Here is a 21,109-nt window from a genome sequence, read left to right on the forward strand (position 1 = left end):
AATATGAACTTCAAACACCTCAACACCTTCTCAGAAGTTGCCGAATGCAGCAGCTTCTCCCTAGCCGCTGATCGCTTACATACGGTACAGAGTGCTGTCAGTCGACACATCAACGCGCTTGAAGAAGAGTTAGGTGTAATACTATTTGAACGAAGTACTCGCCGCGTTGAACTCACCGCACCCGGACAAGCTTTTTTAATTCATGCAAAAGCTATTTTGAGCAAGTGTGAACAGGCAAAACACGAGGCCCAATTAGTTGCACAGGGCAAGCAAGGCGTTTTACGTATTGGCTATATGAGCTCTGCTTGCGCCCACTTTTTACCAACCCTACTCAGCCGCTTTACTCAATATGCACCGAAAGTTGATGTGCAAATATTTGACATGACGGCGGGCGAGCAGGTTATCGCATTTGCCAGTAACGCCATTGATATCGGGTTCTCTCGCCCCGTAGACAGCGGGCATGAAAACTTAATTCAACGGCAGCATCTTGTTAATGACACCATCTGCTTAGCAGTCAACAACGAACACCTTTTATCACAAAAATCTCAAGTAGCCCTAGAGGAGCTAGCACCTTTCCCATTAATCCTATTTTCTCGCACTCATGCACCAAGCTTATTTGATACGCTAATAACCGCTTTCCATCGCGCCGATATTCAACCAAAAATCCAAAGCGAGCCCACGTCTATGCAGGCACTGCTTACCCAGATAGCAAGCAGCAATAGCGTAGCTTTAGTACCAAGCTGTGTCCGCAACTTACAAACTCATCATTGCAGCTTTATAAATCTAAATATTGAACTAACTATTCCCCTAGAAATGCATTGGCACGCAGAGCCAACGGCCACAGCAAAAACGTGGTTAGATTGGTATGCCTCGCAAGACCAATCGGCAACCCTGACCCCTTACTCAGATACTTAATCCGCAACACCAACACTAGCCGAGTAAAAATAAATAAGACACTTCATCGCTCAATGTTAGAATACCGAATACGTACTTAGTGTCACCCACACACCCGCTATTAAATGCCACTTGGCTCATCAAAAATAATTAGGAAAACGTCGGATGAAGACCCATCAATTTACCAGCCCCAGTACAGGCCTAACCCTCTCTGCTAGGTCATTAGGCGATGGCCCGACGATACTTTTCCTACATGGTTTTCCCGACAATGAGCTCACCTTCGACAAGCAACTCAAAGCCGTTGCCAAGGCCGGTTACCGCGGCATGTCGCTAAAAACTCGAGGCTATGAAGCAAGCTCTCAACCCGCGAATGGAAATTACGAGTTGCTGAGCATGGCTGAAGATGTTGTTTCCGTCATTAACGAACTGAACGAAGACAAAGTACATTTAGTTGGGCATGACTGGGGGGCAGCAATCGCTTATCGCGCTGCCAGCTTAGCGCCACAAAAATTACACAGTTTAACAACGCTGGCTCTACCCCACCCCGGGCGTTTTATTAATGAAATGATTCTTTACCCCAAGCAAATAAAGCTGTCTTGGTATATTTTCTTCTTCCAATTAGGCTTTGTTGCTAAGGCCAAGATAAAACGCAATAACTTCCAATTTATTCGTTCGCTATGGAAAAACTGGAGTCCAAACTGGACGGCACCTAACGCGCATATTGAAAAAGTTTTAGAAACGTTCCAGCAGCCTGGCGTGCTCAGTTCAGCCTTACAATACTATCAGCAAGTACTAACGTTAAAAGCATTCACACCGTCGACAAGAAAAGAAGCCTTATTTAAAGTGGCCGTACCCACCTTGGCTATTTCTGGCGGCCAAGATGGGTGCATAGATTCACAGACCTTTGAAAAAATGATGCACACAGAGGACTTTCCCCAAGGTCTGCGTTTTGAACGTATAGACCATGCCGGTCACTTTCCTCATTTAGAACACGCTGAACTGACTAATGAGCTAATCATTAATTGGGTTAACGAGCACTCATCAACCAAACCAAGCTAACGCCCACTAAAAGCGTTTTTAAAAAAATCGACAGCCACTTTAATTTTCGGAATGGTGTATTGCGGCTGTTGATACAACATATACACACTACCAACAGGTTGATCAGCGATAACAGATAAAGTCTCTTGGATTGGAATCCAGCACAAGCGGCCGTCGGCAATATCGTCCTCAATACTCCAACTCGGCAACATCGCGACACCTTGATCAGTTAATAAGCCCTGACGAATTACCCGCAAACTATTACTTATTTGAGCGGTGTCGATATCAATTCGTCGCCACCCACCTTGCGACTCAACATGCCAATGTAATACCTGAGCGGGGCTTCGGTAGAGAATGGCACGGTGACGGACAAGCTCGCTCAAGTTGTGCGGCATGCCAAACTTATTAATATACGACTGCGAAGCACATAAACGATGTGTATTGTCTTCTAAGCGCTGGGCAATCACCCGTCCATCGGGCTCGCGACCACCGCGAATAGCTATGTCGATTCCATCGCGCTGAAGATCTGCTGCATAACTGGACAGTTCAAGATCAATCACAATTTTTGGGTAACGTTGCTGAAACTCTTCTAGTAATGGCAGCAACCTGAATTCGCCGTAATGTGGCAGGGCGCTAATCCGCAAAACACCAGACGGGGCATTCTGATAACTACCCACCCTGCCCTCAACCCTATCTATCGCCGCTAATATATCCTTGCATTCATTAAGGTATATTTTACCTATCTCTGTTAGCGCAACATGCCGAGTACTGCGCTTTAACAGCGCCGCGCCCAACTCGGACTCTAAAGACTGAATACTCCGCGACACCGTGGAAACCGGCACGCCGGCCAACTTAGCTGCCGCGCTAAAGCTTCCCACCTCAGCAATACAACAGAGGTGATACATGGCTTTAAGCTTATCCATTATTGCAATTCCAGCAAAAGTATTTCGTAATACTAGCCGATTATCTTCTGTTTTTGTAAAAGTATACTGTTAGGCTGGAAACCAAATACCGTAAAACTCATATTTTGAGGTAAACACATGAACACCAGTGCACTCTTCACCCCGTTCGAACTGGGTAATCTTAAACTCGCGAACCGCACGGTAATGGCACCAATGACCCGTGGCTTTTCGCCAAACGGCGTTCCCACTGACGCTGTGGCAGAGTACTACCGCAAACGCGCCGAAGGTGGTGTCGGCCTTATTATTACCGAGGGCACCCTCATCAATCATCCCGCTGCATCTGGCGACCCCAGCTACCCGTCGTTTTACGGTGAAGAAGCCCTTGCCGGCTGGAAAAAAGTGGTCGACGCCGTGCACGCTGCAGGCGGTAAAATCATACCGCAAATCTGGCATGTTGGCGCCACTCGTCGCCCCGGCACTGGGCCTGTTCCCGACGCACCCAGCGTCTCACCCTCAGGCCTAGTTAGCAAAGATAAAAAAGTTTTTGAGGCGCTAAGTCTCGATGAAATAAACGTTTTGATAGCCGCCTACGCACAGGCCGCCTATGACGCCAAAGAAATTGGCTTTGATGGGGTAGAAATTCACGGCGCTCACGGTTATTTGATAGATCAGTTCTTTTGGGCTGACACCAATGTACGCACCGATCAATACGGTGGCAGTTTACAGGCCCGCAGCCAATTCGCCATCGACATCATCAAAGCTATCAGAGAACGCTGCGGCAGCGATTTCACTATTATATTCCGCTGGTCACAATGGAAGCAGCAAGACTACACCGCCCGCTTAACCACAACGCCAGAAGAATTAGCTGAATTTTTAACACCTTTAAGTGATGCCGGTGTCGATATTTTTCACTGCAGCCAACGCCGCTTCTGGGAGCCTGAATTTGAAGGCTCAGACATGAATTTGGCAGGCTGGACCAAAAAAATCACCGGCAAACCGACTATCAGTGTAGGTAGTGTTGGGCTTGACCAGGAGTTTCTTACGTCCTTTCAAGGCGAGGGTGCCAGTGTTGCCAATATTGATAATTTACTTGAAAAAATGAACAGCAATGAGTTTGACCTCATTGCCATTGGCCGCTCCTTACTTGCAAACCCAGACTGGGTAAACAAAGTAAAAGCAGGGCAACTTGATGAGCTAAAACCCTTCACGCAAGAAAATATAAGCCAACTATAGTAACTAGCCCTTAGGCTTTCAGGGTTGCCCACCACGTTAATGGTGGAGCAGCCTAAAGCAGCGAGGGCCATTAAAACTAGCGATGATTTATATGATTACCGCTAACGGCAAAACCAAGCAATTCATCAATTAGCGACTACTATAATAAATCTAGATTTTTGACGGGGAGAAACAGATGTCAGAACAAACACCAAGTACCGGTCTACAGTTACGATCACTTGTTACCGAAGAAGGGCAATTAAAATTACTACTTAAATCTGCGCCAGTCCCAGAGCCCGGTGAAAATGACGTAGTGGTTCGCATTGAAGCCACACCCATTAACCCTTCAGACCAAGCAACATTAATTATGCCTGCTGACGTTACTACCGGCGAAACTACCGGCAGCGGCGCTGACACCACTTACACTGCCTCATTACGTGCTGGCATGGAAGCCCGTGTAAAACCCCGAATTGGCAAGCCACTCGCCATTGGTAATGAAGGTGCAGGCACGGTAGTAAAAGCGGGTAGTAGTGCCGCCGCACAAGCCCTGCTAGGCAAGACCGTAGCCGTTATGGATGGCGCGCTTTATTGCCAATACCGCAAAGTTAATGTCATGCAGTGTATGACATTAAATGAAGGCACCTCTGCCAGAGACGCGGCGTCTTGTTTTGTCAATCCACTAACGGCGCTTGGCTTTGTGGAAACAATGCGTTCCGAAGGGTTTAAGGCCATTATTCACACTGCCGCAGCCTCAAACTTGGGGCAAATGCTCAACCGAATTTGTATCAGCGATGGCATCGACTTAATCAATATTGTACGTAAACAAGAACAAGTCGATATATTGAAGGCCTTAGGTGCTAAGTATATCTGCAACTCAAGCGATGATAGCTTTATGGACGACCTAACCGCTGCAATAGAGGCAACCGGCGCCTATGTCGCCTTTGACGCCACCGGCGGTGGAGACCTTGGCAGTCGCATCTTAAGCTGCATGGAGCGTGCTGCTTTAAAAGACACTGAGCTACCTGGTCCTTATGGCTCCAATACCTATAAACAGTTATACATTTACGGTGGGCTAGATATGTCGCCGACTATTATCAACCGCAACTTCGGCTTTAGCTGGGGTGTTAACGCCTGGCTGCTTACGCCATTCACCCAAAAAGTGGGAATGGAAAAAATGCTGGAATTGCGTCAACGAGTGGCCAATGAACTGCAAACAACCTTTGCAAGCCACTACAGCGATGAGATCTCGCTCACCGAGGCATTAGATAAAGATATTGTTGCCGCTTATAGCCAACAAGCTACCGGCAGAAAATTCCTTATCAACCCTAGCAAGTGACACAACCAGCGGGTAAAGGATTACCCGCTCACCTTTAATGATTAATCAAAATTTACTGAGGCTGATCTTTACTTAGCAAATAGGAACTAAGGATAAACGCTACAATTTCTAACGCTAGGTAAACGTACATCACAGCGCTTGTAGAACCGTCAACGAACAAGCCAACTATGCGGCCAATTGCCATTCCAAGCATAAACACTAAAACAGCAAAAACCCCAAGTTTTTCCCATTGCGGCTTAGAGGCGAGCACAAATAACACAAGACCTATCGCCGCAGACATGCCGCCATAGGTCGCCCTCATATCAGTTAAAGCGGTAGCATTTGTTGGCGCAAAATCAGTAATTAACAATGAAATTTCTACTGGGAAAAAGATAAATCCCACGCCATAAAGTGTAAAAATACTGGCCGTAATATTTATTAAAAACTTACTAATATTCATAGCGTTATGATACCCCTCAGATACACGTAGAAATTAATTAAAGGCTAACCCTTCACGGGTAATTTGCAACGCCGCTCTTCAAACTCATCCCGACTTTCCCTTATAGCTATAAATTGCCGTTGATGTGATAGACTACAGCCGCGAATTAGCGATGACGAGACAAGAAATGACAAATACCGAGCAAAAACCACTTAGTGCTTTTGAAACCTTCAAACAGGGTATTTCCTTACTATTTGCGCTTCAGAATAAGTCTGGCCGCAAAAGACTGATGGACTTAGCCGAAACCAACCCCATGCCAGTGGTATTCTCCGGCGTATCGGCAATGATCGTCTTTTTCCTGATCTGCTTTGTAACATCACAAGTGGTTCTTAAACTAGTTGCCTAGCAAAATCGCCTAGGCGCTCGCCGCTCCGAGCTTGACCGCCTACAGGCCCACGATCCTGTTACTAAGCTAGTCGGCATAAGTATCGACAACCTCTCTAACTACCCGCATCGCAGACAAAGCGGCTGGGTAGCCGCAATATGCAGCGGCATGCATAACAATTTCTCGAATTTCTTCTGGACTAACACCATTATTTAGCGCACCGCGCACATGGCCCTTCAGCTCTCCGTGAGCCTGCAAGGCAATCAGCATAGATACGGTGACGATGCTGCGTGTTTTTCTTTCCAAACCATCTCTCGTCCATACACCACCCCAGGCATGCTCCATGGCCGCCTCTTGCAGTGGCATATCAAAGTCTGAGGCATTCCCCAATGAGGCATCAACATGGGCTGTACCCATAACTTCACGGCGAATTACCTCACCGGCTTTTTGATCATCAATACTCATAACAACTCACTAAATTACATTTAAAAACACAGTTGGCAAGTGTAAACAGACCGCCACCAAAACCCAATATCAGCTGAACTCAAGTTGTCCCTTAACCGCCTTAAGCCAAACGTTTCGCCGTAACTGACACCGCAATAGACTTAAACTGAGGTGTATGGGAGCGCGGATCGGTGAGACGAGAGCTTAATATATTAGCCTCGGGGTAATACGCAGCAACACAGCCTTTCGGTAAATTAAACAACTTAACAGCGACGTTTTTCATCTCGCCATAATCAGAACAAATATCCACTGTTTCACCTTCTAACACTCCCAGCTCTAGCGCGTCTTGCTGATTGAGCAAGACCGTCCAGCGCTTATCAACGCCGCGGTAGCTGTCATTTTCCTCGTAGATTATAGAGTTAAACTGCCCCTCGCTACGAATGGTCATCATGGTAAAAGGTCGAGCGGACTCTGGTGTTGCGGCGATAGTATGGGGCAGCACAAAGTGCGCTTTACCGTCCGGGGTCTTAAACTCGGGGCTGTGCTTTAAACGGCCACGGACAAAAAACTCCTGCTTTGCGACATCAATATCGGCGAGATCTTCCATGCCCGGCACCAGCCTGGCAATCGCTTCTCTGACTTTTTGATGGCGCTTAAACTCCTCAAAGGGAATTGTGCTATTCGGCAGCAACTTTGCGGAAATATCCGCCAGAATGGCCACCTCTGAGCGCACAGAGGCGATACGTTCTATGCCGCCATCGCTTAGGCGCACGTAGTTAAACATCGATTCTTGGGTGGTTGGTTCAGGCTCTTCGTCACGGGCGCAGACCGGAAATATCAGTGACTCTCCCTGCTCCACACCCACAACGTGGCCACGATTTAAAGTGGTGGTCAAAAAAATCTTTAAACCAATATTATCTAAGGCCTTTGCTGCCCACTGACTGTCTGGCGAGGCCTCATACAGATTACCTCCCAACATCAATGCCGCATCAATATCACCGTTATAGGCTGCCTCTAGCGACGCCAAGGTATGCATGCCTTTCTCTTTTGGCAACGCAACTTGGTAGCTGGACTCTATGCGGTCAAATACTTCGGCGGGCAAGACGGGCTTTACGCCTATGGTGCCAATGCCCTGCACATTGCTATGCCCCCTGAGCGGCAACAAGCCTGCGTAGGGTCTGCCGACCATGCCGCGCAGCAGGGCAAGATTGCTAATCCATTCAATATTATCAACACCGTGCTGGTGGTGGGTCATGCCCATGCCCCAGGCAAAAATAGCGTGCTTAGATTGAATATAAATATCGGCAACCCGCTCGACATCCGCTTTGGCTATACCGCACTCATCCAGCAGGGACGACCAAGACTGATCCTGTATATGAGTAACAAATTCATCAAAACCGCTGCAATATTGTTGGATAAAGTCTTGCGCGCTGCCGCCCTTCTCAAGCACTGCTTTAGCAATTGCAGTAAATAGCGCAATATCGCTACCGGTTTTGGGCTGCAAGTAAATACTTGCTACCTCGTCACCGCCTTTAATCATGGAGCTAATCATTTTTGGCGCCGCGAATTGCACTAGGCCGGCTTCACGCAATGGATTAATAACCACCACCGTGCCGCCCCGCCGACGCAGACCAATCAGCTTATGCAGTAACCGCGGGTGATTGGAGGCGGGATTAGCGCCAATTAAGAAAAACAAATCGCTGTGGGCAATATCATCTAGCTCAACCGTTGCCGTTCCTGTGCCAACAGTATTGCCCAGGGCTTCACCCGTTGCCTGGTGGCAATAATAAGAGCAGTTGCTGATATTGTTGGTGCCATATAAACGCGCCATCAACTGTAAAAGAAACCCGGCCTCATTCGATGAACGGCCAGAGCTATAAAAAAAACTACGGCCGGGCTCAACTTTGGCCAGCCCTGCGGCGGCTCGCTCAAGCGCCCAATCCCACTCGACGTCTCGATAGTGATCTTCGCCGGCAGCTTTGAATACCGGCATACCCAAGCGACCAAGATGTTCTAGTTCATACGCCGACAATGCTTGAAACGCAGCCAAATCATGAGCAAACACCTCAGCAGGGATAGGCTTTTGGATATCCGTAGACTGCGCTTGCACGCTTTTATTGCAGACCGAGGGAAACTCATCGAGCTCATTGATCATGCCGCCGCGCTGGCCACCCATACCCAAGCCGCAGGCCTTGCATGCATTCTTTGCATTTAAGGCCTTGGCAGAATTCAGCAAACCCATACCACTGGCCGTCTTCAGGGTATATAAAAGCTTTTTGGGGCCACCGCCAACGATTGTCTTCATCTGTACTCCCAAGAATTAGCCACTGCCATACTTATTAAAACCGCCTTCTAATACGCTAAATTAATTACCTAGATAATCATATCTTTAGCCTAAAAGACAGAAAGGAATATTGATGTAATTAGGCAAGCCAGCTTCCTACTCTTTATCGCCTCGCCCAGTGACATCATCCTAACAATTACCTGATCAAGCGACCTTTTTACCGCTTAAGCCGTCACCCCGCACACAACAAACTCCGTCATTATCATGGATCACAAAAATTTTAAAATTAACTACAGCGCCACAAAAAAATACTAGGGGTGATGGTAGCCACTAATAGAGGGGGGGCGCATAGACATAAATTAACCGAGCATGCTAACTCAATGATAACAAAACGAGGATAAGTCTATGGTCGATAATGTAAAAACCGAATACGCAATGACACTTGAAGGCGAGATCGGCGAACCAACCCCCATCAACAACCGCTTAATCTTCAATGTACTACGCGGCACCTTCGACGGACCAGGAATTTCGGGTGAAATGCAGCAGCCAGCGGGCGATTGGATACAGATCATGCCCAATGGTTACTGGCGTCTAGACGTGCGATTCACCATCAAGCTAGACGATGGCTACCCAGCGTATGTTAACTACAGTGGTGTTGTGCATATGGATGAAAATTTCCAAAGCAGAATCGCCGCAGGCGAAACCATTACCGGCGACGAAATATATTTCCGCTCAGCACCTTACATCGAAACCAACTCAGAAAAATACGCGTGGCTAAACGAATATGTCTTTATAGGCAAACTGCGTACATTTGGCGGTGGCAAGGTCGTATACGACATTTTCAAAGTCCTTTAATGTAAATTGACTGGAGAAACGCTCGTGAGATCCCCAGAAGCCAATATTGTAGAAGCGTATATGCGCAGTGAAGCGGCAAAGCTCGCCAAAGGTAAACCTGAAGATTTTGTTGCTGGCCTAAGAAATACGGTGGAACGCATATTTACTAGCAGCGAGGACAAGCCTCTTGCCATGCTGCCTATGCTCGAGGTATACCCTGACGTACAAGTCAGCCAGATAAAAATTGGCGACATGTCATGTGAGTGGCTTAGTCATAGCAACGCAATGCCCAATAAGCGACTACTTTATATTCATGGCGGCGGTGGTCTCGCGGGATCAGCTGCCACCCACAGAGCCTTAGCGTCAAGAATTGCTGCCTTAACCGGATGCTCGGTACTATCGATTAATTATCGACTGGCTCCTGAACAGCCTTACCCTGCAGCCATTGACGATTGTGTCACAGCCTTAAATTGGCTTGCTCAAAACTCACCAAATGGCACTAGTGCAGCAGAACAGCTCTTTATGGTTGGAGACTCTGCCGGTGGAGGGCTTGTTTTAGCAACATTACTACATCGTCGCAGCAGCCTAAAGATACAGGCAAGTGCGGTGGTCACCCTCTCGGCGCTGACTGATTTCACTGCTCAGTCTGACTCCATGTCTGAAAACCAAAGCACCGATGCGCTGCTATCTGCTCCGGCCATATTGGCTGCCGGAGCACTTTACGCCGACGGTCTTGCTCCAAGTAGCTCTGAGATCTCACCATTATTGGCGCAAATTGAACACCTGCCTCCTTTGCTCATGCAAGCCAGCAGCACCGAAGTGCTTTTTGATGACTCACGCATTTTTATGGAAAAACACTTAGCGAGCGGTGGCCAAGGAAAATTGAGTGCTTACCAAGACATGGTACATGTTTGGCACGCATTTGCGCCTTACCTGCCTGAAGCAAACTCAGCCATCACTGAATTGTGCGACTTCATTAAGCGTTATCAATCTTAGGCCATAACAACAACTTTACGGCGTCACTAACAATGAACAAAAACGGTTGTGACGTCCACAGACCAAAACATGCACAAGGAATTAATATGGACGGCGTAAAACTTGACTACACCATGTTTGACGAAAATATTGCAGCCAACGGCGGCCCAGGTGATTGGCTAGGCGTTAATCCTTTCGACCCTAATTATCGCGTCAACCCCTATCCCGGAATTAACGCTCTTCGAGAAGCAGATCCTGTAAATTTAACACCTGTTAACACTTGGAGAATCAATCGATTCGATGATATACAAACAGTTTTGCGCAGTGCAAAAACCAGCCAAACCTTAGCAAACGGTTTATCTCCCGGCTTTGACCCACTTGATAAACGCGGTAGTTTTTTGGAGTTTGTTCTTAATAAAGATGGCGAAGAACATGCTCGACTGAGACAAATGATCGTTCGCTCCCTAAATATGAAGACTGTACGAGCCATGGAAGGCTCCGTAATCGAAACCGTCGACGAAGTGATGAAAAAAGCGCTAGCTGACGGCGGCCTGGACATTATCAAAGACCTCGCCATGGTAGTTCCATCACGCATGGTCTGCGCCATAATGGGTATACCAGAAGAAGATCGTGAAATGTTCGACAGACTCACCGCCCTGCGAACCAATGGATTCTTTGGTCGCTTTTTACCCCTAGAAGTACAACAACAACTGCGACAAGCAGGAATAGATATCGCCGACTATTTTGAAAAATTAGTGGCAAAACGCCGCAAAAGCCTCGGTGATGACCTAGTAAGCCAGCTGATTATTTCAGCCGATCAAGATGGCATTATTCCCGACGAACAACTCGCCGTTCAAGCCATCGGTGTGATTGTTGCCGGCTTTGAAACAACCATTGGCTTAATCGGTAATGGTTGCCGCGCCTTGATTGAACACCCAGATCAATTAGCCCTGTTTCGTGAAGATACCAGCCGTGTCAATGCGGTTATCGATGAAGGCCTACGCTATGACGCGCCCATCCATTTTATCTGGCGTGTTCTCACCGAACCACTTCAGCTCGGTGAAAAATTACTACCTAAAGATGCGGTATTGTGGCTCCATATGGCATCAGGAAATCACGACCCACTGCGCTTTGACGATCCTGAAAAATTCAACATTCAAAGGGAGCGAAATACCAATGTATCTTTCGGCGGTGGCGCTCATTTCTGCCTTGGTAATCAGTTGGCAAGAATGGAAGCCCGACACTCATTTACTCAGCTAGCGGAACGCACAAAAAATCTAAAAATCAATCCGGGCGAAATAGTTTGGTCTCCCTCGTTCTTCCGCGTTATGGGTAACTACCCCGTTACCTTTTCTTAAACATTATACGTAATCAGATACCTGTGTTGACCTCCTTCGGCACAGGTATTTTTTTCGTATTAATAAATAACAATGTTAGGAGTAAAATCTCATGCTAGCCGGTCAGATGATGACTCAACCGCTCACTATCACATCTATAATGCAATTCGCCGATCGCGTGTTTCCAGAAGTAGAGGTCGTGTCGTTTACTGCAGATAATCCACGACACCGATACACACTTAAAGACGCATTCAAACGAGCACGTCAGTTAGCAAATGCCCTTGCAGCCTTCGGCATACAAACCGGAGACAGAGTGGCCACGTTAGCGTGGAATGATTATCGACACTTTGAATTATACTACGCCGTACCTTGCTCTGGCGCCGTGTGTCATACGATAAATCCGCGCTTATTTCCTGAACAGCTAGAGTACATAATCAATCATGCTGATGATAAAATAATTTTCACCGACCCCACTTTCTTACCGCTGCTCGAAAATCTACAACACAAATTACCGACAGTACAAAAAATTATCGTGCTGAGCGATGCTGCCAGCATGCCGCAAACTACGCTTCAAAATATTGACAACTACGAAGACTTCATCTCGAATTACGTTGATAAATTTGACTGGCCTGAGATTGATGAGAATACAGCAAGTGGACTGTGCTACACCTCAGGAACAACTGGAAATCCAAAAGGCGTTCTCTATAGTCATCGTTCCTGCGTATTACATTCTTATGCAGCGGCGCTACCTGACACGATGAACCTCTCTTCGAAAGATGTAATCTTACCCATTGTACCCATGTTTCATGTAAATGCATGGAGCATACCTTATTGCGCCGCCATGGTTGGTGCAAAGATCGTGTTTCCGGGTTCAAAAATGGGGGACGGTGAAACACTTGAGACCCTAATAAACAGTGAACAAGTAACACTCTCAGCAGGTGTCCCCACCGTCTGGCTAGCATTGCTCAACTATTTACGCGACAGTGGTAAAAAAGTTCCTTCATTAAACCGCGTCATTGTTGGTGGTGCCGCCTGTCCATTATCCATAATGGAAGAGTTCGAACGTGAGCATAATATCTATACCCACCACTCATGGGGGATGACAGAAACCAGTCCTCTTGGGGTATTCAATAGCCCCAAAGCTGGAATGGAAAATCTATCACAGGACGAACTCAATAAAATTCGTCTAAAACAAGGACGCCCTGTATTTGGCGTAGACCTACGCATTGTCGCCGACGATGGGAGCGAACAGCCATGGGATGGTGAGTCAATTGGCGAAGTTCGAGTAAAAGGTAACTGGATTTGTAAAAGCTATTACAAATTAGAAGGAAGCGATAGCCATGACAACAAAGGTTACCTGCGAACCGGTGACGTTGCCTGTATCGATCAACGAGGCTACATGCATATTACAGATCGTACAAAAGACGTCATTAAATCTGGGGGGGAATGGATCAGCTCTATCGAGCTGGAAAACGCCGCCATAGGGCACCCCGCCATACATGAAACAGCCGTCATAGGCATACCACATCCAAAATGGAGTGAGCGGCCATTATTGATTGCAGTTAAAGCGCCAGACAAAAATATTAGCGCGACAGAATTGATTGCATATTTAGAAGGTAAGGTCGCCAAATGGTGGATTCCGGAAGAGGTCGCTTTTGTCGACAAGCTTCCTCACACTGCAACAGGCAAAGTTAGCAAGAAGGATCTACGGATCCAATTTGAAAAATTTACCTCATCCTCATCTTAAACATCTTCAAAACCGACGCAGTGGCTGGGAGCTTAATATAACTCCCAGCCAAACTCATTTTCAATTTTCCACCTCCACACCGAACACCATCCGTATCAGTATTTTTAATCACACCGCCAACTTCAAACCACAAAATCATTCCCATCCTATGCATTTAAAATGCATAAATCATTCACCTAGCGTCAATCTATTATTAACCGATATAAGGAAAAAAAGTGGAAAATAAATAACAATTTTCCACCCACATAAAAATGCAAAAAAAATAGATAAAAAAAGGTGCACGAATAGTGCACCAAGTACCAAGGGTAGGTAAAAAAATCCAGTTAACTCAGATCAATTATTACTAACTGGTAAGGTATTATAACCTCAGAATCAGAATTCAACCTTGATTTTTGCACCATATAAACGCGGTGGTGCCAATGCTGCAGAAACACCAAAATCATTTTCTGCCATTTGCACAAAATAATCTTCGTCTTTAATATTGTTAACATAAGCGGTTAGGGTTATGCCCTTGGGATCATACATCCAACTAATACGAGCACCAAACAGTTCATATTGGGGTTGCTTAGCATGCGGAGTATTCGATGCCGTATAAAAGAAGCTGTCTTTAAAGGCATAGTCCACGGCCAATTCAAGATAACCAAAATCACCCAACTCTATTGCCTGATTAAGTGCAATATTAGAACTAAATTTTGGGGTTCTAGGCACATCGTTACCAGTAAAGTCACGTGCACCCAATAAGGTGATTGCACCAGGACCATATGCTAAACCGGTCTCTTCGTCATAACCACGACCATCTTCAAAATCCGTGAACTCTGCTTCGATATAAGAAGCACCACCTGACAATACTAAGCCTGGATTCATACTAGGCATTGGTTGAAACAAAAAGTCTATTTCAGCGCCCTTGGTAGTAGATTCTTTTGCATTAAAATAGTTAACAACACCACCAGAGGTCAAACCCACAAAAGCCGAAATAGGATTTTTTGTTACAGTATTAAACACAGCCCCGTTTAGACGTAGAGCACTATCAAGCAAGTCAGATTTAAAACCCAACTCAACAGAGGTAGTTTCAGACTTGTCGACCTCATCGGGGGCAGAAAAGAAATTAAGCACATTATAGGTCTGACTCTTAAATCCCTTCGCAATAGAAGAATAAATCTGAACACTTTCAGAGGGAAACCACTGAATCGCTAAACGAGGTGCAACAGATGTATCTTCTAAATCTGGATTTTCATAAGTAGCAACTCGAATATTATTGCTCTGGTCACTACCGCTTAAATATTCCTCTGAAGGCGTTCCAAATAGTGGATTTATCACATCAAAATAACTATTTATTAATCCACGAGTCTCTTCTTGATATCGCGCTCCCAAGGTTAAATTTAAATCAGGGGTAATCGAATATGTAGCCTCGGCAAATACAGAGTCAGAATCAATAGTTATTTTACCACCTGCCTCTAAAAATACAGGCGTACTGGTTACCGGCGATAAAATACCAGTTAATAAATCACCAATTGAACCAGCCAAACCTGTAACAAGGCCTGTAGCAAGTTCCGGAGAAAGTTCAAAGAATATACGCTCAAACCCCCCACCACCTTCAAGATGGTAATAGCCCGCCACCCATGTCAATTTATCGGACATCCAGCTATTATCAGTAGAGCTAAGCTGAAACTCGTATGTCTCCTGAAATACTGGCTCATCATAAGTGAAGAAGCTCACTTTATTTAAGCTCGTACCATCGTAATCAGTAGTCGTTCTGTCAAACGTCAACGATTCTTGATCCGAGTAAACAAACTTAAAAGCAACAGCATCCAAATCCCACTCAAATATCAAACCATATAGCTCAGCATCTGTCCGCATAAGGCCCTGCTTGTCATTCTCAACAATTCGACCAGGCTCCTGTGGGTCGGCCCCAATAGAAAGCCCTGAAGGGTGAATATTGGCTTTCTTGTCTGCGTCTGCGAGTTGTACATCCGTTTTTTGGGCAATACCAGTGATGCTAATGTTATCTCCAATGGTCTGAGTAACTTTTAAACGAAAGCTTTCTGAAAAATCCTGCTTATCATCATGCTGAACCTCACCCCTAATCGTTCGCACGTTAAGATTATCCCGCTGATCCTTATAGTATGAAAAACTCATCCCCGTGCGATCGGTTAATGCAGCCGCGAAATAACCCTGTATATGACGATCATCATAATTTCCAGCACCATAGGTTAGAAACCCCTCATAACCTTCGGTCGGTACTGGTTTGGAGATGATGTTTATTGCCCCCCCTGTTGCACTACGGCCATACAAAGTCCCCTGAGGGCCTTTTAATACTTCGATCCGCTCTACAGGTCCGACGGCATCTGATTTACCATGCGCCGAAGCAATATTAATACCATCGACATAAGACGCTATACTTGGCTCCGAATTAGGTAGAAATGATTCACTACCAACGCCACGGAGGTAGATTACGGTGTAGCCGTACTGCTGGGTAAAAGTTAGCCCTGGAACGATTTTCTCTAAGTCCGCTGTAGCTTCAATACCAAATGCTTCGAGCTTCTCACCTCCCAAGGCCGCCATAGTTATAGGCACTTCCTGTGAGTTTTCCTCTCGTTTTTGTGCTGTCACGACAACTTCTTCTAACATCCTATTTCTTGTATTTGTTTCGGCAAATGACGGAAAACTAAGCAAGCTTGACACACCAATTGTTAAAACACAGGATACGTTTTTTGAAAAATTGCTATGCGCTACTCTCATACATCTTATCCTTTTTATTAAACGGTTAAATTTCAAACACATAAAAATATCGATCATTAATATTTATATTTCTTATATAAATTAAAGATTAAAAAAGCATTAAACAGAATTATTAAACAAATCATTATCGAAAAATCTTTAACGGCAAGATCATCCATCACAACGCTAAATCTTTATTTGACTCATAATAGCGTCACAAAGCCAACAGCAAACCATCACATTAAGTAGCCTCCCCCCCCATCAAAAGTAATAGGTGGAGAATACAAAAAATGAGATATAGTAAAGGTGAATAATTATTTGGAGAAATTCCCATGACATCGATAAAAAACAAAAAAATTGTCTTAACCTCACGCCCTAACGGTGAAGTTAAAACCGAATGCTGGAAATTAGTTCATGAGGAGATCAATGGTGATATTGACCCTGGTGAATTTATCGTTAAAATTGATTCAATATCAATTGATCCAGCCATGCGCGGTTGGATCAATAATGTTGAATCATACATCCCCCCTGTACAAATAAATGAAACAATGCGAGCTCTAGGCTTGGCCGTGGTAGTAGATTCTAAACATGAAAAATTTAACAAGGGTGATCTACTATCTGGCATGTTTGGCGTCCAGGAATATTGCAAATTAAATAGCGACTATGCCATTGAGAAAATTGACAACACCGCTGAAAACATTAACACCTCAATATTTTTAAGCGCATTAGGCATGCCGGGAATGACCGCCTACTTCGGATTGACCGATGTCGCAAGGATTAAGGCCAATGATACCGTTCTGATCTCTGGCGCCGCAGGCGCAGTAGGAAGTATCGCCGGTCAAATTGCAAAAATAAAGGGCTGTACGGTTATCGGCATTGCAGGAGGAGAAGATAAATGCCGCTATTTAATTGAAGAAGCTGGGTTTGATGACGCTATTGATTACAAAAGTAATATTGATTTAAACGAAGCAATTGCGAAAAGCTGTCCAAAGGGTATAGATGTTTTCTTTGACAATGTTGGTGGTCCCACTCTTGATGCAGCCATCAAACACATAAACCACAAAGCCAGAATCACTGTATGTGGCGCTATATCGCAATACAATGCAGCAGGACTTAGCATTCACGCCGAGATTGACTATATACCGATACTCTTCAATAGTGCACGATTAGAAGGCTTTGTTGTACTTGACTACTACCACCGCTATTCCGAAGGCGTCAAGGAAATAGTCAAATGGATGAATGAAGGTCAGATTAAATCCAAAGAGGACATTCGCCACGGTATAGAAAACTTTGGCGATTACTTCAATCTTCTTTTCAACGGTGGTAACTTCGGTAAATTAATACTAAAACCTTAGAAGATTTCCGCTACTCATATAATGAGTAGCGGAAAATCACGACTATCAAATCCTAAGTTTGGAACACATCGTTTATTATATAGTCAGAACACAACACTCAACATACTATTTACAAGTATTCAAATGGGCACGGTATCAAGTGAATCAAGCGTAAGCACAATGACTTGTGTACCAGGTAACGAATCTATATGAGGCAAGCTACCGATCAGATCAAGCGCTAATGGAAGTGGATTGTAAGGTAGCTCAACACTAGGACCATTAACATTTTTATTACCTTGAGAGAAGTCTTGTCCAAGCAAAGATTCAACACCAGATAATAAATCGTTATTTAAACCAGTTAACCCTCCCAACAACTCTAGAGGAGTGTCTAATCCAGCACCCCCACCACCAATATTTGCAAGTTGACCATTCAGTTGACCTAGCAGCTCAACTATTGGAGACAATGGGCCTGCCACAGTTAATGAAGACACACCTAGTATTGTAATGGCAAAGGCAATTTTCATTCTTTTTTTCATATTTCATAACTCCTTATTGTGATTATTTTCATACACATGCTGCGATATCAAGCTTCCTTCGCGCATCCTTATTATAATTTTCTTCGACAACCCGTCTGAAAATAATATAACTTTTTCATTTATATTGTGACGACATTTAAAGCACCATCAACCGGTATCACAACACCATTAACAAACGAAGCAGCATCACTAGCAAGCATAATAACAGGGCCAATTAATTCATCTAAAGTACCTAAACGCTTCGCTGGCATTTGGCTAATATATGCTAAGCCTTCATCAGACTCGAAAAAGTCATCACTCATTTCAGTTTTAAACCAACCTGGCGCAATAGCATTAGATCGAATACCGTATTTAATTAAGTCTAGCGCCATTCCTCTTGTTAATTGAGCAACAGCACCTTTTGATGCGCAATACACTGACTGCCCAGGCTTAACGCCTAGAGCTAGAACTGATGCTATATTAATGATTGAACCGGGCCTTTCAGACTTTATCAATCTCTGTGCAGCCTCCTGCGCCACATTCCATACACCGTTAAAGTTAGTGCCCATAACGGCATCTCTAGTTTTTTCATCAATCTTTACAAAGCTACTAGGCGCAGCAATTCCAGCATTATTCACCACTGTATCTATGACACCGACATGTTTATTAACATGATCAAAACCGGTTACAACACTAGCGCGATCACTGACATCCATCTTAATGGTGAAAATTTTACCGCCATTTGATTCAACTTCATCACAAAGGCTTTTTAGCTTATCCACACGCCGTGCTGCAGCGATAACGTAAGCGCCATGCTCAGCCAATCCTTTAGAAAGGGCGTACCCAATTCCGGAAGATGCTCCGGTCACAAGTACTATTTTCCCGTCAACAGAGAACATTCCATTATTCATATTTCACCTAATTACCACCATTTCGGTTATTCTTATTAAAGGTCAACCATTCAAACGCACTATAAATAAAATTACTAAAAGTGTTCGCTACTCATATACTCCCTATTTATACAACACCCGTTGCCTGTATCGATAGCTCAAACGCGTTTCGTCGAGGTGGCCGTTGCGAGGTAAAATTCAACGGTATATTTTTGCTAGTAGACATTGCCCAGCCATCACCAACCATTCTCCGCAATGTTTCTTCTACACTATAAAATGCTATTCGATCCCAAGGTATTTCACGTGGATGAAAGAGCTTCACATCTAACGATTCACTAGCTACACCATAATCACCGCTGAGCATATCTGCCCGAAAAAAAATGTGTACTTGATTAGCCGCAGGTACATTCGTGACCGAGATAATTGGGCCAAGCTTAACTTTAATATTGGCCTCTTCCCACGCCTCTCTTTTGGCGCATTGCTCAATCGTTTCCCCTGACTCCACATAACCGCCTGGCGCAGTCCAGTTTCCGTAGCTAGGCATGATTGCTCGCCTGCAAAGCAATACCTTTCCCCTCCAGAATGGTATACAGCCCGCCACAACGATAGGATTGCTGTAATACACTTGATCGCAAGAGGTGCAAGTATGACGAGGTAAACTATCATTTGGAGGTACTTTTAAAACCACCGAAGAGCCACACACTTGACAAAAATTCATAGATACACCTCTACGATTTAGTTAAACGACTTCGCTATTTCGCTCTCAATGCTGGCAAGACTTTGCCCATGAAAAGCTCCATTGTATTGATTGCCGACGCCTGTGTATTACCACCAAATTTAACGCATATATTCTGTTCGTAATCACCAATAATGCTGCGACGACGCTCTACGCGTTCAATAATTTGCTCGGGGGTTCCATACAAATTGCAATCAATATACGCATCCATCAACACTTCGAAATCGGTCTTCTCATAAACATCTATGTCATCACCGTATGACTGGTAGACTTTACTATTTTTAAAATGATCTCCCGCTAACTCGTAGTGATCCATAACCGATGCGAAGTAACCACCGATATGTGCCTTAGCAAGCTTTCTCGCCTCTGCAGCATCTTCGTGACAGACGACAAAGTCACACAAGCGTGGAGGTTTAGGTTCATCGTCGTGATGCTTACGATATTCGGCGTTGTAAATATCGATAGACTCTTTCAACTTCTCATCTGTTTTATTTGAGAACAGAATCATTTGCGCGCCAAGTTTAGCCACCTGAAGAACAGAATCAGGAGACATGGCAACAGAATAAAAGCGGTCTCTCCAGCCAGATATTGTTCGTGGACGAATTTCCACCCGAGACTGCTTGTAGTACTCACCATCACCCTCGACGTAACCACTTTCTAAACCAGCGATAATCATAGCCGCTGACTCGTCAAACCTGCCACGAGACTCTTCCATGTCAACACCAAAGCCTTCATATTCACAACGAGCAAGCCCACGACCCACACCGAAAACTGCACGACCATTGCTTAAGTGATCTAAAAAGGTAATCTTCTCCGCGACTCTAAGCGGATCATTCCAAGGCAATATAACGGCACCGGTGGCTAATTTTATTGTTGATGTCCTACCCGCTAAATAAGATAAAAACTGCGTATTATCTGGACATGCCGAATAATCAGTAAAGTGATGCTCAACCGGCCATATTTCATTAAACCCCATTGGTTCAGCCATTTCCGCTATCGCTATTTCGTCTTTGACATGCTCTACATCAGATATTTGACTGCCGTAGTTTTGAAACATAATTTGTAAGCCAATCTTTTCCATTTTCATCTCCTAAATTTAAATATTTTTTT

The 21,109-nt window shown here is 44.9% G+C and carries 19 protein-coding genes; 10 read left to right on the top strand and 9 right to left on the bottom strand.

The genetic code is table 11. The annotated features are described in order from the left end of the window. Window positions 1–3: 3 nt before the first annotated feature. Window positions 4–915 (top strand): LysR family transcriptional regulator, encoded by a 912-nt coding sequence (locus AELLOGFF_RS16165; protein WP_159270014.1) that lies wholly within the window; start codon window positions 4–6, stop codon window positions 913–915. A 144-nt stretch (window positions 916–1,059) separates the two neighbouring features. Further along, window positions 1,060–1,953, top strand: coding sequence for an alpha/beta fold hydrolase (locus AELLOGFF_RS16170; RefSeq protein WP_159270015.1), 894 nt, complete (start codon window positions 1,060–1,062; stop codon window positions 1,951–1,953). Here the strand turns inward: AELLOGFF_RS16170 and AELLOGFF_RS16175 are convergent. Next, window positions 1,950–2,855 carry a LysR family transcriptional regulator gene (locus AELLOGFF_RS16175; RefSeq protein WP_159270018.1) on the bottom strand — a complete coding sequence of 302 codons (906 nt, stop codon included), beginning with the start codon at window positions 2,853–2,855 and terminating at the stop codon, window positions 1,950–1,952. The two genes, AELLOGFF_RS16170 and AELLOGFF_RS16175, sit on opposite strands and share 4 nt — an antisense overlap. Window positions 2,856–2,972: 117 nt before the next feature. Here AELLOGFF_RS16175 and AELLOGFF_RS16180 point away from each other — a divergent pair, with 117 nt between their 5' ends. Further along, entirely contained in the window at window positions 2,973–4,067 is a 1,095-nt protein-coding gene (locus AELLOGFF_RS16180; RefSeq protein WP_159270020.1) for an NADH:flavin oxidoreductase, read from the top strand. A 175-nt stretch (window positions 4,068–4,242) separates the two neighbouring features. After that, complete coding sequence (locus tag AELLOGFF_RS16185) at window positions 4,243–5,382, top strand: zinc-binding dehydrogenase (protein ID WP_159270022.1); 1,140 nt, start codon at window positions 4,243–4,245, stop codon at window positions 5,380–5,382. A gap of 52 nt (window positions 5,383–5,434) precedes the next feature. Here AELLOGFF_RS16185 and AELLOGFF_RS16190 read toward each other — a convergent pair whose 3' ends face one another. Further along, window positions 5,435–5,821 carry a DUF4345 domain-containing protein gene (locus AELLOGFF_RS16190; RefSeq protein ID WP_159270024.1) on the bottom strand — a complete coding sequence of 129 codons (387 nt, stop codon included), beginning with the start codon at window positions 5,819–5,821 and terminating at the stop codon, window positions 5,435–5,437. 166 nt (window positions 5,822–5,987) lie between these two features. Here AELLOGFF_RS16190 and AELLOGFF_RS16195 point away from each other — a divergent pair, with 166 nt between their 5' ends. Continuing rightward, the gene (locus AELLOGFF_RS16195; RefSeq protein WP_159270026.1) at window positions 5,988–6,206 is read left to right on the top strand and encodes a hypothetical protein; all 219 of its coding nucleotides are present in this window, start codon (window positions 5,988–5,990) and stop codon (window positions 6,204–6,206) included. A 66-nt stretch (window positions 6,207–6,272) separates the two neighbouring features. Here the strand turns inward: AELLOGFF_RS16195 and AELLOGFF_RS16200 are convergent, their stop codons facing one another. Next, window positions 6,273–6,650, bottom strand: a complete 378-nt coding sequence (locus AELLOGFF_RS16200) for a carboxymuconolactone decarboxylase family protein (RefSeq protein WP_159270027.1) — start codon at window positions 6,648–6,650, stop codon at window positions 6,273–6,275. A gap of 100 nt (window positions 6,651–6,750) precedes the next feature. Then, complete coding sequence (locus tag AELLOGFF_RS16205) at window positions 6,751–8,934, bottom strand: FdhF/YdeP family oxidoreductase (protein WP_159270035.1); 2,184 nt, start codon at window positions 8,932–8,934, stop codon at window positions 6,751–6,753. 384 nt (window positions 8,935–9,318) lie between these two features. Here AELLOGFF_RS16205 and AELLOGFF_RS16210 point away from each other — a divergent pair, with 384 nt between their 5' ends. The 4 genes from AELLOGFF_RS16210 (at window position 9,319) to AELLOGFF_RS16225 (ending at window position 13,806) form a co-directional block, all read left to right on the top strand. Next, on the top strand, window positions 9,319–9,768 hold the full coding sequence (locus AELLOGFF_RS16210) for a DUF3237 domain-containing protein (protein WP_159270037.1): 450 nt from the start codon (window positions 9,319–9,321) through the stop codon (window positions 9,766–9,768). 24 nt (window positions 9,769–9,792) lie between these two features. Beyond that, complete coding sequence (locus AELLOGFF_RS16215) at window positions 9,793–10,743, top strand: alpha/beta hydrolase fold domain-containing protein (RefSeq protein WP_159270039.1); 951 nt, start codon at window positions 9,793–9,795, stop codon at window positions 10,741–10,743. A gap of 86 nt (window positions 10,744–10,829) precedes the next feature. After that, complete coding sequence (locus AELLOGFF_RS16220) at window positions 10,830–12,080, top strand: cytochrome P450 (RefSeq protein WP_159270042.1); 1,251 nt, start codon at window positions 10,830–10,832, stop codon at window positions 12,078–12,080. 109 nt (window positions 12,081–12,189) lie between these two features. Further along, window positions 12,190–13,806, top strand: coding sequence for a long-chain fatty acid--CoA ligase (locus tag AELLOGFF_RS16225; RefSeq protein ID WP_200842768.1), 1,617 nt, complete (start codon window positions 12,190–12,192; stop codon window positions 13,804–13,806). Between the two features lie 372 nt (window positions 13,807–14,178). On the opposite strand, the gene AELLOGFF_RS16230 is transcribed toward AELLOGFF_RS16225, so the two are convergent. Continuing rightward, window positions 14,179–16,545 carry a TonB-dependent receptor gene (locus AELLOGFF_RS16230; RefSeq protein ID WP_159270044.1) on the bottom strand — a complete coding sequence of 789 codons (2,367 nt, stop codon included), beginning with the start codon at window positions 16,543–16,545 and terminating at the stop codon, window positions 14,179–14,181. A gap of 311 nt (window positions 16,546–16,856) precedes the next feature. Here AELLOGFF_RS16230 and AELLOGFF_RS16235 point away from each other — a divergent pair, with 311 nt between their 5' ends. Then, complete coding sequence (locus tag AELLOGFF_RS16235) at window positions 16,857–17,879, top strand: NADP-dependent oxidoreductase (RefSeq protein ID WP_159270045.1); 1,023 nt, start codon at window positions 16,857–16,859, stop codon at window positions 17,877–17,879. A 119-nt stretch (window positions 17,880–17,998) separates the two neighbouring features. On the opposite strand, the gene AELLOGFF_RS16240 is transcribed toward AELLOGFF_RS16235, so the two are convergent. The 4 genes from AELLOGFF_RS16240 to AELLOGFF_RS16260 form a co-directional block, all read right to left on the bottom strand. After that, window positions 17,999–18,394, bottom strand: coding sequence for a hypothetical protein (locus tag AELLOGFF_RS16240; protein WP_159270046.1), 396 nt, complete (start codon window positions 18,392–18,394; stop codon window positions 17,999–18,001). Between the two features lie 119 nt (window positions 18,395–18,513). Further along, window positions 18,514–19,284, bottom strand: coding sequence for an SDR family NAD(P)-dependent oxidoreductase (locus AELLOGFF_RS16245; protein ID WP_159270047.1), 771 nt, complete (start codon window positions 19,282–19,284; stop codon window positions 18,514–18,516). Between the two features lie 106 nt (window positions 19,285–19,390). Continuing rightward, complete coding sequence (locus tag AELLOGFF_RS16250; protein ID WP_159270160.1) at window positions 19,391–19,981, bottom strand: NUDIX hydrolase; 591 nt, start codon at window positions 19,979–19,981, stop codon at window positions 19,391–19,393. A 34-nt stretch (window positions 19,982–20,015) separates the two neighbouring features. After that, the gene (locus AELLOGFF_RS16260; RefSeq protein WP_159270048.1) at window positions 20,016–21,080 is read right to left on the bottom strand and encodes an LLM class flavin-dependent oxidoreductase; all 1,065 of its coding nucleotides are present in this window, start codon (window positions 21,078–21,080) and stop codon (window positions 20,016–20,018) included. Between the last annotated feature and the right edge of the window lie 29 nt (window positions 21,081–21,109).

Origin of the sequence: Zhongshania aliphaticivorans, from assembly GCF_902705875.1 — a bacterium.
GTDB classification, from domain to species: domain Bacteria; phylum Pseudomonadota; class Gammaproteobacteria; order Pseudomonadales; family Spongiibacteraceae; genus Spongiibacter; species Spongiibacter aliphaticivorans_A.

What these genes read in the sequence shown, in the direction of transcription:
- AELLOGFF_RS16165 (WP_159270014.1), top strand. Translation starts at nt 4, where the DNA reads ATGAACTTCAAACACCTCAACACCTTCTCAGAAGTTGCCGAATGCAGC.
- AELLOGFF_RS16170 (WP_159270015.1), top strand. Translation starts at nt 1,060, where the DNA reads ATGAAGACCCATCAATTTACCAGCCCCAGTACAGGCCTAACCCTCTCT.
- AELLOGFF_RS16175 (WP_159270018.1), bottom strand. Translation starts at nt 2,855, where the DNA reads ATGGATAAGCTTAAAGCCATGTATCACCTCTGTTGTATTGCTGAGGTG.
- AELLOGFF_RS16180 (WP_159270020.1), top strand. Translation starts at nt 2,973, where the DNA reads ATGAACACCAGTGCACTCTTCACCCCGTTCGAACTGGGTAATCTTAAA.
- AELLOGFF_RS16185 (WP_159270022.1), top strand. Translation starts at nt 4,243, where the DNA reads ATGTCAGAACAAACACCAAGTACCGGTCTACAGTTACGATCACTTGTT.
- AELLOGFF_RS16190 (WP_159270024.1), bottom strand. Translation starts at nt 5,821, where the DNA reads ATGAATATTAGTAAGTTTTTAATAAATATTACGGCCAGTATTTTTACA.
- AELLOGFF_RS16195 (WP_159270026.1), top strand. Translation starts at nt 5,988, where the DNA reads ATGACAAATACCGAGCAAAAACCACTTAGTGCTTTTGAAACCTTCAAA.
- AELLOGFF_RS16200 (WP_159270027.1), bottom strand. Translation starts at nt 6,650, where the DNA reads ATGAGTATTGATGATCAAAAAGCCGGTGAGGTAATTCGCCGTGAAGTT.
- AELLOGFF_RS16205 (WP_159270035.1), bottom strand. Translation starts at nt 8,934, where the DNA reads ATGAAGACAATCGTTGGCGGTGGCCCCAAAAAGCTTTTATATACCCTG.
- AELLOGFF_RS16210 (WP_159270037.1), top strand. Translation starts at nt 9,319, where the DNA reads ATGGTCGATAATGTAAAAACCGAATACGCAATGACACTTGAAGGCGAG.
- AELLOGFF_RS16220 (WP_159270042.1), top strand. Translation starts at nt 10,830, where the DNA reads ATGGACGGCGTAAAACTTGACTACACCATGTTTGACGAAAATATTGCA.
- AELLOGFF_RS16225 (WP_200842768.1), top strand. Translation starts at nt 12,190, where the DNA reads ATGACTCAACCGCTCACTATCACATCTATAATGCAATTCGCCGATCGC.
- AELLOGFF_RS16230 (WP_159270044.1), bottom strand. Translation starts at nt 16,545, where the DNA reads ATGAGAGTAGCGCATAGCAATTTTTCAAAAAACGTATCCTGTGTTTTA.
- AELLOGFF_RS16235 (WP_159270045.1), top strand. Translation starts at nt 16,857, where the DNA reads ATGACATCGATAAAAAACAAAAAAATTGTCTTAACCTCACGCCCTAAC.
- AELLOGFF_RS16240 (WP_159270046.1), bottom strand. Translation starts at nt 18,394, where the DNA reads ATGAAAAAAAGAATGAAAATTGCCTTTGCCATTACAATACTAGGTGTG.
- AELLOGFF_RS16245 (WP_159270047.1), bottom strand. Translation starts at nt 19,284, where the DNA reads ATGAATAATGGAATGTTCTCTGTTGACGGGAAAATAGTACTTGTGACC.
- AELLOGFF_RS16250 (WP_159270160.1), bottom strand. Translation starts at nt 19,981, where the DNA reads ATGAATTTTTGTCAAGTGTGTGGCTCTTCGGTGGTTTTAAAAGTACCT.
- AELLOGFF_RS16260 (WP_159270048.1), bottom strand. Translation starts at nt 21,080, where the DNA reads ATGGAAAAGATTGGCTTACAAATTATGTTTCAAAACTACGGCAGTCAA.